Annotated in this window: 10 protein-coding genes; 8 read left to right on the top strand and 2 right to left on the bottom strand. The window is 50.2% G+C overall.

Annotated elements, in window-relative coordinates; translation table 11 throughout:
* The first annotated feature begins 45 nt into the window (after positions 1–45).
* From EHW58_RS05160 to EHW58_RS05150, 3 genes are read left to right on the top strand one after another with little or no spacing between them, the layout of a single operon-like run.
* Complete coding sequence (locus EHW58_RS05160; RefSeq protein WP_152795143.1) at positions 46–1,845, top strand: ABC transporter ATP-binding protein; 1,800 nt, start codon at positions 46–48, stop codon at positions 1,843–1,845.
* Between the two features lie 3 nt (positions 1,846–1,848).
* A complete protein-coding gene (locus EHW58_RS05155; RefSeq protein ID WP_152795141.1) occupies positions 1,849–3,102 on the top strand; it encodes a paraquat-inducible protein A in 1,254 nt (417 codons plus the stop codon).
* Entirely contained in the window at positions 3,065–5,701 is a 2,637-nt protein-coding gene (locus EHW58_RS05150; protein ID WP_152795139.1) for a PqiB family protein, read from the top strand. Before EHW58_RS05155 ends, EHW58_RS05150 begins: the two co-directional genes overlap by 38 nt.
* Positions 5,702–5,942: 241 nt before the next feature.
* Here the strand turns inward: EHW58_RS05150 and EHW58_RS05145 are convergent, their stop codons facing one another.
* Positions 5,943–6,776, bottom strand: coding sequence for a S1 RNA-binding domain-containing protein (locus EHW58_RS05145; protein ID WP_046073204.1), 834 nt, complete (start codon positions 6,774–6,776; stop codon positions 5,943–5,945).
* 182 nt (positions 6,777–6,958) lie between these two features.
* Between EHW58_RS05145 and EHW58_RS05140 the strand changes: the two genes are divergently transcribed.
* The 3 genes from EHW58_RS05140 (at position 6,959) to EHW58_RS05130 (ending at position 10,204) form a co-directional block, all read left to right on the top strand.
* Positions 6,959–8,428, top strand: coding sequence for a YdiU family protein (locus tag EHW58_RS05140; protein ID WP_152795137.1), 1,470 nt, complete (start codon positions 6,959–6,961; stop codon positions 8,426–8,428).
* A 185-nt stretch (positions 8,429–8,613) separates the two neighbouring features.
* Positions 8,614–9,669, top strand: a complete 1,056-nt coding sequence (locus EHW58_RS05135) for a 3-deoxy-7-phosphoheptulonate synthase (RefSeq protein WP_152795135.1) — start codon at positions 8,614–8,616, stop codon at positions 9,667–9,669.
* A 52-nt stretch (positions 9,670–9,721) separates the two neighbouring features.
* The gene (locus EHW58_RS05130; protein WP_046073201.1) at positions 9,722–10,204 is read left to right on the top strand and encodes a YajQ family cyclic di-GMP-binding protein; all 483 of its coding nucleotides are present in this window, start codon (positions 9,722–9,724) and stop codon (positions 10,202–10,204) included.
* Positions 10,205–10,320: 116 nt separating this feature from the next.
* On the opposite strand, the gene EHW58_RS05125 is transcribed toward EHW58_RS05130, so the two are convergent.
* The gene (locus EHW58_RS05125) at positions 10,321–11,058 is read right to left on the bottom strand and encodes an ABC transporter substrate-binding protein (RefSeq protein WP_077577797.1); all 738 of its coding nucleotides are present in this window, start codon (positions 11,056–11,058) and stop codon (positions 10,321–10,323) included.
* A gap of 480 nt (positions 11,059–11,538) precedes the next feature.
* Between EHW58_RS05125 and EHW58_RS05120 the strand changes: the two genes are divergently transcribed.
* Both EHW58_RS05120 and EHW58_RS05115 read left to right on the top strand, forming a co-directional pair.
* Positions 11,539–13,230, top strand: coding sequence for an NAD-dependent malic enzyme (locus tag EHW58_RS05120; protein WP_077577796.1), 1,692 nt, complete (start codon positions 11,539–11,541; stop codon positions 13,228–13,230).
* A gap of 119 nt (positions 13,231–13,349) precedes the next feature.
* The gene (locus EHW58_RS05115; protein WP_152795133.1) at positions 13,350–14,021 is read left to right on the top strand and encodes an ElyC/SanA/YdcF family protein; all 672 of its coding nucleotides are present in this window, start codon (positions 13,350–13,352) and stop codon (positions 14,019–14,021) included.
* The last annotated feature ends 153 nt before the right edge of the window (positions 14,022–14,174 follow it).

Genomic DNA, 14,174 nt, shown 5'->3' with positions numbered 1-14,174 from the left:
ACAATAGAAATAATCCAAAGACTTTTCAATTGAGTATCCCTATTTATGATCACCTGGCGCTGGCTTCTTGACCAAGCTCGACCCCATCGCACCCGGCTCATTTGGGCTAACGTGGTAGCCATTGCCGCCACCTTGGTCAGTGTGCCTATCCCGTTGCTCATGCCGTTATTGGTCGATGAGGTGCTATTGGATAAGCCAGACTGGGGACTTGCGGTACTCAACACCCTCCTGCCTATAAGCTGGCAACAGGCGAGCGTTTACATTGCCGCTGTGCTGATCATTGTTGTTATCATGCGCATCGTCAGCCAAGGACTTAACATTCTACAAAGCCGCCAATTTACCCTGGTTGGTAAGGCAATCACCTACAAAATCCGCCAACACTTGATCGCCAAACTTGGGCGGATCAGTATGCGTGAGTACGAATTACGTGGGAGTGGCGGCCTCACCTCTCACCTTGTCACCGATGTCGAAACCATCGATAAGTTTATTGGTACCACACTAAGCAAGTTTATTATTGGTCTGTTGACGGTCACCGGCACCGCGGTCGTCTTACTTGGGATTGATTGGCGACTCGGCTTGTTCATCTTACTGATTAACCCTATTGTCGTGGCGTTAAGCCGCACCCTTGGCCAACGAGTTAAGCACCTTAAAACACAAGAGAATCAATCTTTTGAGCGCTTCCAGCAACGTCTCGTGGATACGTTAGACGGTTTGTATCAACTTCGTGCTGCCAATCGAGAACGTGAGTATTTGCGTCAGCTTGACCACAGTGCCAGTGAGATTAAAGACAGTGCTGACAAGTATGCCTGGCAGTCAGAAGCCGCGGGACGCTTATCATTTTTAATGTTCTTGATCGGTTTCGAGCTCTTTCGCGCTGTAGCAATGGGAATGGTCTTTTTCAGTGATTTGTCGATTGGTCTGATGTTCGCGGTGTTTGGTTATCTGTGGTTTATGCTAGGCCCAGTCCAAGAGCTGCTCGGGATTCAATTTGCTTGGTATAGTGCTAAAGCCGCGATGACGCGTATTAATGAGGTTTTACAACTGGCCGAAGAGCCGCGTCGACCCGCGGGCATTGACCCAAGTCGTATCGCCGCCCACACACAGGCCTCGGGCTTAACGGTCGAGATTGATAATCTATGTTTCTCCTACGATGAGGATAAGTCGGTACTCAATGGTTTAAGCATGCGTATCCCTGCCGGCCAGCGTGTGGCATTGGTTGGTGCCAGTGGCGGCGGAAAATCAACCCTTATTCAGTTGCTGTTAGGACTGTATCCGGTAGAACAAGGTGATATACGCTTTAACGGCCACTCGATTAACCATGTCGACATGGATGCTCTCCGTCATCAAATTGCCGTGGTATTGCAACAGCCAGTGCTGTTTAATGATACGTTGAGAAATAACTTATGCTTAGGCCGTCACCTTGCCGACACCGCGCTTTGGCAAGCTATCGAGCACGCCCAATTGGGGGATGTGGTGACACAACTCACCGACGGGCTAGATACACCGCTTGGACGACAAGGGATCCGTTTATCTGGCGGTCAGCGACAACGTGTGGCGATTGCACGAATGCTCCTGAGTGACCCTAAACTGGTTATTTTGGATGAAGCCACGTCCGCCCTAGACACGGCCACTGAGCGCGCGCTACATCAAGCAATGCAAACATTTTTGGCGGGACGGACGACCCTTATCGTGGCTCACCGCCTCTCTGCGGTTAAAGAAGCCGATGTGATTTATGTGTTGGATGAAGGACAAGTGACCCAACAAGGCACGCACACAGAGTTAGTCAATGCGCCCGGGGTATATCAAACCTTGTATGGGCAAATACAACAGGCGGCGGGAAAGTAGACCATGACACAGTCACCAGACAAACCGTTTGCGGCGTCCCCACCTGTAACGAGGTGCTCGGGGTGCGATCTGGTGTTACAACCGTGCCAAACTGACTCCGATCACCTTGCTATCTGCCCACGTTGCGCGACCAAGCTCGCGCACGGACGACGGCTGTCTTTTAATGGAGAGATAGCCTTGGCACTCACGATTTTGGTGCTGTTTCTTCCCGCTCACCTTCTGCCGCTCCTTTCCATCGATTTGTTGGGAAAAACCATCACCACATCCGTGCTTACCGGCGCCAAGATTCTCTGGTCTTCATTCCCGTTTGTCGCTAGCCTCGTCGTATTCTGTGCTTCATTTGCGCCGCTTTTGTTCACCTGTGCGTTATTGGTGATGCACCTGTCTCGACGCCAACAATCCATCCGCTGGTTTCGCCCAGCGGTACGCGTGATTGCGCACAGCCGACACTGGGTGATGGCGGATGTTTTAATGGTCAGCTTAGCCATCGCCTGTTTTAAAATTCAAGACTACGCCACCTTGCACTTTTCCGTGGGGCTTGCCTGCTATGCGACGATACAAATACTACTATCGGTTTTACTGGTGCGGGTAAACACGCAAAGATACTGGGATGCCTTTACTCGCCCAGCACCACAATCCGAGCCGTCCCCTCTTATCCGGTGCAGCCACTGCGGCTTAACACAAGGGCACCAGAAAAGCGCTCACTGTCGTCGATGTCATTTACCGCTTCACCGCCGAATGGTTCGAAGCGAGCAAAAAACCTGGGCCTGCTTAATTACCGCTACCATTTTTCTGTTTCCGGCCAACCTGTTCCCAATCTCCATTTTGTTCTCCAACGGCATTCGACTTGAAGACACCATTTTTTCGGGCGTCGCGAGTCTGATTAATAATGGGATGCCAGGCATCGCTGCGATCATTTTTACTGCCAGCATCGTCGTGCCCGTAGCAAAGATACTAGGGCTAGGTTTGATATTAATAAGCTTACGGTGCACCACCGCCATCACACCACGTCAGCATATGTGGCTATACCGAGGCGTGAAATGGATTGGAAAGTGGTCGATGATGGACTTATTTGTGATTGCGTTTATGGTCGCCTTAGTCGATCGTGGTCGCATTATGGACTTTATGCCTGGACCGGGTGCCATTGCATTCGGCTTGGTCGTGGTATTAACCATGCTTGCCACTGAATTTCTTGATACGCGTTTGATATGGGATCATCATGAGCGACAAACAAGACATACCCTCACCGATCGTTAAAAGCAGCTATGGCTTGTCTCCCCTATGGATACTGCCTGTATTGGCCTTGCTGATGGCCGCTTGGCTCCTGTTTCAATCCATCAGTGAAGCGGGGCAACGGATTCAAATTGTGTTCAGCGATGCGCAAGGCTTGGAGGCTGGCCAAACCACGATCCGTTACCAAGGGTTGGAAGTGGGTAAGGTGCGAAATATTACACTCGCGGATGACTTGGACGGCATTTATGTTGACGCCAATATCTATCCAGAGGCGACGCAACTGCTCACAAGTGGCACCGAGTTTTGGCTTGTGAAACCACGCGCCTCGATCACTGGGATCAGCGGCCTCGAAACCTTGGTCTCAGGCAACTATATTGCCTTACAGCCTGGCAGTGGTGACCCTAGCCTATCCTTCGTCGCGCGTGACGAACCACCGACAGATATCGCAGAAAAAGCCGGCACAACCGTCAAGCTACACGCACCGACATTAGGCTCACTGAATGTCGGTTCGCCGATTTACTATCGGAAAATTCGTGTCGGCGAAATTTACAGTTACCGGCTTGATCAAGATTCGCAAGGGGTGACGCTCTCCGCGTTAATTGAGCCGCAATTCTCGCATTTACTCAAACAAGACACACGCTTTTGGTCGATCAGCGGTGTAAAAGCCAATGTTGATGTGTCGGGTGTTGATGTGCAGCTCGAGAGTGTGGCGAGCTTGATTGCCGGTGGCATTGCATTCGACTCCCCGAAAGCAAGCCCAACACTTGAGGACAATCGCCCTTTTCAGCTCTACCAAAGCCTTTCGCAGGCCGCACGCGGTCAATCGATACAAATAGCGCTCCCTGAACAACATGGGCTGCCCGGCGCGGGGACGAAGATCACCTATCAAGGATTAGAAGTCGGTGAAATTACCCACATAGACGTCGCGGCACAGCAACAACGCCCAGTCGCGACCGCACACATTGACCCCAGCATGACCTGGCTGCTCAACCAAGACACCTACTTTCAGATAGAGCAGCCCCAAATTGGTTTTGATGGACTAAAGAACCTGGGTAATTTAGTCCTCGGCAACTACTTGACGATCCAACCTGGCTCGGCAGATGCTGATCCCGCGATGCCTGACAATGTGTTTACCGCCCGAACCTGGCACCAACAGCAAAAGCAACTGACCGGTGCCCTCACAGTAACCTTAACCGCAGACGATGCATACGGCTTAACCCCCCACACCAAAGTATTGCATCGCGGCATTCAAGTGGGCTTTATCGACCGTGTCGCGCTCAATGAAAGTGACACCGTCACTTTAAAGCTATTGATTTATCCAGAATACCGCCACTTGGTGAAACAACAATCGCAGTTTTTTATTCTCGGTGGGATCACGGGCGAGCTCAGTGGTGACGGTCTCAATGTGGTCGTGCCAGCGATGGAACAAATCGCCGACCCGGCTTTAAGCTTTACCAGCGAAGGGGCGAAAGGCATCAAGGAGACGTATCCACTGTACACCTCCCCTATTCAAGCGAAGCACGCCAAGCAAGATGCACGCGGTGAAACACGCTTTACCTTAGTGGCGAGTCGTATGCCTGGTGTGAGTGAAGGCAGTCCCGTGATGTACCGCAATTTTGTGGTCGGCCAAGTGGAAGGATATCAGCTTAACGGCAACACTGTCTCCATCGCCATTGCGGTGAGTAATCGCTATAAGCATCTGATTAATCCACAAACCGTATTTTGGAATCAATCTGGGCTGGATATCAAAGCCAACCTCAGCGGCGTCGAAATTAATACAGGCTCGTTGCGTTCACTGGTTAACGGCGGTATCGCCTTCGGCACCATGCCTGGTATTAGTAATAAACGAAACGGAGATTGGAAGCTTTACCCCTCAAAGCAAGAAGCCGCTCAGTACGGTGTAGATATTAGGCTAACGGTTGACCAGGCTAACGGGGTAAAAGTGGGCAGCGCGATCCGTTATCAAGGAGTCGATGTTGGCGAAGTGATCACCCTAAGCCCCGACTTCGACCACGAAAACGTGACCATTCAGGCTCGTCTCTACCCTGAATACAAAAATGCGCTTGCGCGCACCGGCAGCTATTTCTGGCTCACTCAACCCGTCCTCAGCCTGACCAAAACAGAGAACTTGGACTCACTATTTGGCACCTATATCTCGGTGGTCCCCGGCGAGGGTGACTTCACCCAACAGTTCACCCTCCATGACTCGCCCAAGTACCCAAAAGGGCTGACACTCATCCTGGAGAGCGACGCTCGCCACTCTATCGCCCCTGGCACACCGGTATTACATCGCGATATCGAAGTGGGTATTGTCTCTAGCGTTAGATTAGGCGAGCTGTCTGACCGAGTCATTTTCGAACTACAAATCGCGCCTCAATATGCACACCTAGTTCGTGAAAACACGGTCTTTTGGAACGAGTCCGGGGTCGATGTCTCCATTGGGCTAACGGGTGCAGATCTCAAAAGCGGCACGATTGATAGTTTGCTGAAAGGCGGTATTGCTTTCTCAACCCCGGACGATCAACCTTTGCAGCCAGTGGCCAATGATCATCGTCACTTCTTGCTGCACAGTGAGAGTAAAAAAGTATGGCAGGAATGGCGAACGGCTATTCCAACACCCTAAGCTGCTTGTACTAAGCGACTCTCGATACGCTCGCTAAAAAATCAGGGACCTCGATGCGCTCGCTAGGTCCCTGATAATACTTACCCTTTAACAAAATTGTGTCACAAACTGGCATGTCTTTATTGATAGACTACACTTTAGTAATCACAACCTAAATATTGGCATATGGCTCCTTGAGCCTTTTCCCTGAACCCGGAACAGGACGTTCCGGGTCTTTTTTTATCGGGAATTTGTGACACCGTCACTTGTTCAGGTAAATGCCGTCCTGTTCAATACGAATTTTACGTTGCTTATAAAGCCCACCCAGTGTTTTCTTAAAGGTCGCCTTGCTGGTACGAAAGAGAGAAAAAATAGCGTCAGGTGAGCTTTTATCATTAAGTGGTAAAAAGCCCCCTTTGCTCTCTAGCATCTTAATCACTTTGTCACTGAGATCGTCAACCCGCGCTTTACCATGTTTTTGTAATGCCAGATCAACTTTGCCATCCTCACGAACGGTTTTTACATAGGCACTGAGTTTTTTGCCGATAAACAGCTTACCGAACGCTTCAGCGCGATAGATAAGCCCCCAATGCTGGTTATTCACCACGCACTTAAAGCCAAGGTCGGTGATGTCAGTAATGATCACCGAGACCTTATCGCCGACTTTTACCTGAGGCGGCTCCTCACTGATAAACTTATTGAACTTGCGGCTCGCAACAATACGCCCGGATGCCTTGTCGGTATAAACCCGCACCACATAGGGTTTTCCCTCCTCCATGCGCGTACGTTGCTCGCTAAAGGGCACCAACAAATCTTTGCTTAACCCCCAGTCGACAAACGCCCCGACCGTATTGACGCCAACACAGCGCAATGATGCAAACTCACCCACTTGCGCATAGGGCGTTTCAGTCGTGGCAATAATCTCATCTTCGGAGTCAAAGTAGATGAACACATTGAGCGTATCACCAACACGGGTATTCTCAGGGACGTAACGGGTCGGCAGCAAAATATTGCCAAAGTCATCGCCATCAAGGAACACGCCAAAGTCTGCCTGTTTCACCACTGATAGTTTGTTGTATTGCCCTAGTTTAATCATTGTCTCAGCGCTGTAGAAAATAATGCCCGTGAGTATACGCAATTTGTCCTTTAGATGTGGAAGAAATACGGTTCGGGTGAGGAAAAAAACACCAACCCATGTCAACCAATACCCCTACATTCTATCCCTTGTTAGCGGCAGCCAGGCTGTTAGGCTTAAATGATTAACCTAAAGGGGGATGCATGGCAGTATTTGATGGTGAACATATTCGGTTTAGCTTTAGCCAATTAGGAAACGCATTGGGTAAAGCAGTGACCCCTACGCCTTTGGACAACGGCCGGCTTCTAACATACAACGCCGCGCTAGCTGATGAACTCGGCTTAACGACGGCAGACATTCACAGTGAACGCTTTCGTGCAATTCTGTCTGCGGAGACGCCGCTTGCGGGCCGCAAACCCTTTGCAATGAAATACACAGGGCACCAATTCGGCCAATACAACCCTGAGCTCGGTGATGGTCGTGGGGTGTTATTGGGAGAGTGGCGTGATGATAATGGCACACTCTGGGACTGGCATTTAAAAGGGGCGGGAAAAACCCCCTATAGCCGCCACGGCGACGGGCGAGCGGTGTTACGCTCCACCCTCCGTGAGTATCTCGCGAGCGCAGCCATGAAGGGACTCAACATCCCTACCACGCAGGCATTAGCCATGGCCACCAGCGATACCCCGGTGATGCGCGAGCGCATCGAGACGGCCGCAACCTTACTTCGGGTCTCGGAAAGCCACGTGCGTTTCGGCCATTTTGAGTACTTGTTTTACAGCCAACAGCACGATGCACTGGGTACGCTGGCCGACTATGTCATTGCACGCCATTTTCCTGAGCTTGCCGAGGCCGAGAAACCTTATGCCGCATTGCTACAAGAAATTGTCGAGCGCACAGCAGAAATGATTGCCAAGTGGCAAGCGGTTGGTTTTAACCATGGTGTCATGAATACCGACAATATGTCGATTTTAGGCCAGACCTTCGATTATGGCCCCTATGCTTTTTTGGATGATTTCAACCCGAGCAATATTTGTAACCACACTGATTACACGGGGCGATATGCCTTTAATCAGCAGCCTGCTATCGCGCTATGGAACCTCTCTGCGCTTGGCTACGCCTTTACCCCACTGCTTGAAAGTGACGTGATTAACGACATTCTAGGCGGTTATGAACACCATCTCCAGGTAGCTTACAGCAAAGCCATGCGCGACAAACTAGGGTTGTCCGATGCACAGCAAGGGGACAGTGATTTGTTCAACGCGCTTTTTTCATTGCTCGAATCTCAACAAGTCGACTACACCCTTTTCTTTCGCAGGCTCAGTGACATCAAGCAAGAGGCGCTATTAAGTGCAAAGACACTCAGCCAGTTTAACGACCTCGTATCAGATGCCGATGCCTTAACGGCTTGGTTAAGCGAATACCACCAACGGGTGGCAGATCATGACGACAACACTCGCCTCGCTGGCATGCAGGCAACCAATCCTAAGTTTATTTTACGTAATTATTTGGCCCAGCAGGCGATAGAGGCGGCAGAACAAGGTGACATGCAGCCAACTCACAATTTGATGACAGTACTGGCTTCTCCGTTTGCGTCACATTCCGCGCTTGACTCCCTCGCTCGGCGTCCAGCCGATGAAGAGAAAGATATGACCCTTAGCTGCTCCTCGTAACCTAAACGTGCGCCTGAGTCATGTGCCACTGAGGCGCTCATCATCACTTCACTAAAATACGCCTCGGTGATCACCGCTCTGACAAGAAAAATCCAACAGATGTCACATTGATGCTTTCATAGGCGGCGTTTTTTGCTATCTTACTGGCTTCGCAACAGAATAAGATGTGAGGAAGGCTGTCCTCTATGCCACTGAAAACCGATGAGCTTCGAACACGTGTGGTTGATACCATGCCTACGCCTGCAGAGGTGGAAGCTGCCCACCCCATCAACGACAATGTTGCTCACCATATTACCGCCGCACGACAGGCGATCAGTCGTATTCTCAATGGCGACGATACGAGGCTGCTAGCGATTGTTGGTCCCTGCTCTGTTCATGATCCCGACGCGGCCCGTGATTACGCAGCCAAGCTTAAACCGCTCGCCGATAAGTACAGCGACCAATTATTGGTGGTGATGCGCACGTATTTTGAAAAGCCACGTACGGTTGTCGGTTGGAAAGGCCTTATCAATGACCCGCACCTTGACGGAAGCGGTGATATTCGTGCAGGCCTGTTTACGGCGCGTGAGCTCCTACTCGATATCAACAAAATGGGACTGCCGACCGCTACCGAGTTTCTCGACATGATCACGGGTCAGTATATCGCTGACTTGATCAGCTGGGGAGCGATTGGCGCCCGCACGACAGAATCACAAATTCATCGTGAAATGGCCTCTGCACTCTCCAGCCCTGTTGGCTTTAAAAATGGCACAGACGGCAATATCCGTATTGCCGTCGATGCCATTCGCGCGAGTAGAGAGTCCCACCTTTTCTGCTCACCCGACAAAAATGGCAGCATGACCATTTATCGAACCGCAGGCAACCCAGATGGGCATGTCATTTTACGCGGCGGTTATCAGCCGAACTATTACGCCGACGATGTGAAAGCCGCCGCGCAAACGCTAAGCGATTTCAAACTGCCTGGTAAGCTTGTGGTAGACTTCAGCCACGGTAATTGCCAAAAGCAGCATCGCCGCCAGCTTGATGTATGCGCGAATGTTGCTGATCAGATCCGCCATGGCGAGCAAGCGATTGCCGGTATCATGGCTGAGAGCTTCTTACAAGAAGGCAGTCAAACCATGGGTGACGAGCAATCACGCGTTTATGGCCAGTCGATCACTGACCCCTGTCTGGGATGGGCCGATACCGAGCGCTTGCTCGAGCAACTGGCTGATGCCGTCGCGGCGCGCAACACCCCATAATGACTGACGATTTATCGGCGTGACTGGCTCACGCCCCAATTAGGAAAAGACTATGCCTTCATTTGATATTGTCTCTGAAATTGACAACGTTGAGCTAAAAAACGCAGTGGACAACGCCAACCGAGAGCTTGCAACTCGCTTTGATTTTCGTGGTGTTGAGGCCAGCTTCGAACTCGATAAAGAAACCGTGAAAGTAACGGCTGAAGCGGATTTTCAGGTTAACCAAATGATGGACATGTTGCGCAGTAACCTCGCCAAGCGTGGTGTTGATGCACGCGCAATGGATATCCAAGACATGGTTCACTCTGGCAAAACCTTTTATCAGCAGGTGAAATTTAAAAACGGTATTGAAACGCCTGTCGCGAAGAAGATCACCAAAGCGATTAAAGATGCCAAGATGAAAGTGCAAACCCAGATTCAGGGCGAGCAAGTGCGTGTCACCGGAAAGAAACGGGATGATTTGCAGGCAGTGATTCAATTAATCAAGGAAAGTGACTTTGAGCAGCCTTTCCAATTTGAAAACTTTCGCGACTAGCCCCGAGCACTTGTTATCAATAGCATAAAAAAACGGGCCTGTTAGACTTAGGCCCGTTTTATTCGGCAGCGCGTGTCAGTCGCTAAGCGCTTTTTCGTGACAACACTCGCGTCATACTACTTGTACTTGCTTTTGATTTCCTCAAGCGTGCCATCGGCGGTCGCTTGATCAATGCCCGCTTGTAGCTTTTCAACATAGCTATCTGGCGTGTTGTTACTAAAGCTATAGTAGAGCTGAGACTCATCCAAGACATGAACCACTTCAAACTGGCTAGTGTCAATATTGTTTTGGCTCATAATGAAGGCACTGACGTTTTCCTCGTACGCCCACATATCAACACGGCCCGCCGCCAATTGTTTGGCGAGTAAATCCGCTTTTGGCGAGAGGCGTAGCGCGCCTTCATCGACACCCATTGAGCGTAACAAGTGCTCACCGACGTCATCGCGTACAACGCCGACTTTATAGTTGGCAAAGTCACTCGCATTGTCGATAGTGATCCCTTTGCTTTTAGGGGCCCAGACAACAATTTTTGTGTCTGTAATCGGCCCTACCCATTTAAACTTATCTTCCCGTTCATCCGTCCGTGTGGTTGAAAACAATACGGTATTGGGCTCAGACAGTGCCGTGGCATAGCCACGTGCCCATGGCTGAATCTTCACTTGATCTCGGCTTACCGGATCACCTGCTGCTTCTGTTGCAGCTTCGAGAAAATCAACCGCAATTCCCTTTAACTCACCGCGCTCTTCATAGTTAAACGGCGGATACACCTCAGTGATATAATCAAGATCGCCTAAGTTTGCAGCGACTGTGGTGGTTGAGAAAACCAGCAAGCTGGCGGCAATGAGTGACTTCATTGGACTACCTCTTTTAACCTTCCATTAAATGTGCTCAGCCAACATTATTATTATTAGCTCATACCAAATTGGGGAAGCTGAATAGGATAAGGCGTGGCCTTGTCACTATTCGCTCACCACCTCTAGTGTAGTCAGCTTCCATGTCCCGTGCGCAGTTTTGCCGGAGGTTGTGATCTAACTTCCGTTTTTTCTATGTACAAACGTTTGAATAATCAGACAAAAATGAGCCGTTCAGCGCCGATAACAAATTTAAACGCTCTCTCAGATACCTCTGCCGATCCCGCACAATCAAGTAAAAAAGTTGAATTAGGTCACCATTCATGCCTAAACTTTGTCCCCAATTACAGCGTAATTATGGGCTATCGCAGACTGACGCCTTTAAAGCGTTTCGCAAGGGATCATTTTTGCCACGAAGGCACCAGATAACGCCCAATACTCATCATCGACCTAATTAAAAGACAACATCGAGTCTGATCATTCATGAATAACCAAAAACGTCCTCTCTATATTCCCTATGCGGGACCAGCCTTGCTAGAAACGCCATTGTTGAATAAAGGAAGCGCATTCAGCGTCGAAGAGCGTAAGTTTTTTAACCTCGAGGGCTTATTGCCTGACGCCATCGAAACGATTGAAGAACAAACTGAGCGTGCCTACCAACAGTATCAGCGCTTCGAGAACGATATCGACAAGCATATTTATCTACGCAACATCCAAGATACCAACGAAACGCTTTTTTACCGGTTAGTTTCCAACCATATTACCGAAATGATGCCCATCATCTATACTCCGACGGTAGGCGCAGCCTGTGAGAACTTCTCCAATATCTATCGCCGAGGCCGCGGGCTTTTCATTTCTTATCCTAACCGCGATCGCATTGATGATGTACTTAATAACGCCTCTCGTCATAACGTCAAAGTGATTGTTGTCACCGATGGGGAGCGTATTCTCGGACTCGGCGATCAGGGGATTGGCGGCATGGGCATCCCGATTGGTAAGCTATCGCTTTACACAGCTTGTGGCGGGATCAGTCCAGCCTACACACTCCCTATTGTGTTGGATGTCGGTACCAATAACCCACAACGCCTTTCTGATCCCATGTATATGGGCTGGCGTCACACCCGCATCAGCGGACAAGAATACGATGCCTTTATTGAAGAGTTTATCCAAGCGGTTCAACGCCGCTGGCCAGATGCCTTGATTCAATTTGAAGACTTTGCACAAAAAAATGCTATGCCGATCCTGGAGCGATATAAGGATAGAGTCTGCTGCTTTAATGACGATATTCAAGGTACTGCCGCGGTGACTGTTGGCTCTTTGATTGCAGCGTGTAAAGCCGCAGGTACTAAGCTCTCCGAGCAACGCATCACATTTTTAGGCGCTGGATCAGCCGGTTGTGGTATTGCCGAAGCGATCATCGCGCAAATGGTATCTGAAGGTATCTCCGATCAAGAGGCGCGCGCACGTGTCTACATGGTCGACCGTTGGGGGCTATTAATCGATGCCATGCCTAACTTACTCGACTTTCAGCAACGGCTGGTGCAAAAGAGCGAGGCGCTCAACCACTGGCAGTTAGAAGACAGTAACATTTCGTTGCTCGATGTCGTGCGGAATGCGAAACCGACCGTATTGGTCGGCGTCTCTGGCGCACCTGGATTATTTACCGAGGATGTGGTGAAAGAAATGCATGCCAATTGCCCACGTCCTATCGTTTTCCCTCTCTCTAACCCTACCAGCCGTGTGGAGGCAACGCCCTTTGATATTTTGCGCTGGACTGACGGCCAAGCGCTGGTTGCAACAGGGAGTCCGTTCGAGCCTGTTCGTTTAGACAATGGCAAGACCTTTCCTATTGCACAGTGTAATAACAGCTATATTTTCCCAGGTATTGGGCTGGGCGTGTTAGCGGTTGCTGCATCCCGGGTGACAGATGGCATGCTGATGGCCTCATCGCGCGCTTTAGCTGAGTGCTCGCCATTAGCCAAGCGTGGCACAGGCGCCCTGCTACCGTCGTTGGAAGATATCACGCAGGTATCAAAACGCATCGCGTTTGCGGTTGCGAAAGAGGCTATTGCTGAGGGGGTTGCCTCAGAACTGTCTGACGAGGCCCTTAAAAAGCGTATTGAAGAGAGCTTCTGGTCACCACAGTATCGTGCTTACAAACGGACCTCTTTTTAACGCGAGCCTAACAGAAAAAAGCGTCTACCCAGGCGCTTTTTTTGCTATTATTCCACCTACTTGCCCGCACACGTGACCCCGAGTGCGGCTTAATTCGCGCAAAGGTAATAAAACGCACCATGGCTCTCCAGCGCCTTTTTCGTCGGGCGATTTTCACATTGATTGGTTTTACTGTGGTCACCGCTATCGTGATGGCTGCCAGTGATATCGCGATCACAGTTAACGCTAAAGGCCGGGTTTATCAACACGCTGAGACGCTACCCGCTCGGCAAGTCGGCTTGGTTCTGGGAACCAGCAAGTACATTGGTAAAACCCCCAATCCCTATTACACCTACCGGATTGAAGCGGCGGAGTCGTTATACCATGCAGGTAAGATTCAGCACCTTTTGCTCAGTGGCGACAACGCGCACCGCTCGTATAATGAGCCCTGGACGATGAAGCGAGATTTACGTCAAGCAGGGATCCCGGAAGAGACAATTCACCTAGACTATGCGGGCTTTCGAACGCTGGACTCTGTTGTCCGTGCGAAAACCGTTTTCAGTTTGGCGCGCTACACGGTGATCAGCCAACAATTTCATTGCGAGCGTGCGTTATTTCTCGCCGATGTAAACAATATTGATGCTATTTGTTACGCCGTACCGAGTCCGCAAGGCTGGGCAGGTGTCAAAATTCGCGCACGTGAAGTATTAGCAAGAACCAAAGCGGTACTTGATAGCTTTATTCTCAACGTCAAACCCAAGTTTACCGGCCCAAAAGAGCCAATCAGTGGCGTCTCAACGTCGAACGACTAACCCCAATATTGACCAGTGCCGACCCAATCACAATTTTCACATTACTTTAATCATTTGTTTAAAAACCTGCCTGCAATCGATTAACACGCGGACTATTTAGGCGTATATTAGCCGTCGCTTGGAGGCCCACTGTCGCCCAAATGGCAGTAACCC

This window comes from Salinivibrio sp. VYel1 (assembly GCF_009377945.1).
In the GTDB taxonomy this organism is placed as follows: domain Bacteria; phylum Pseudomonadota; class Gammaproteobacteria; order Enterobacterales; family Vibrionaceae; genus Salinivibrio; species Salinivibrio siamensis.
Note: the sequence above shows the minus strand (reverse complement) of the source record. Positions and strands in the feature narration are given on the sequence as shown.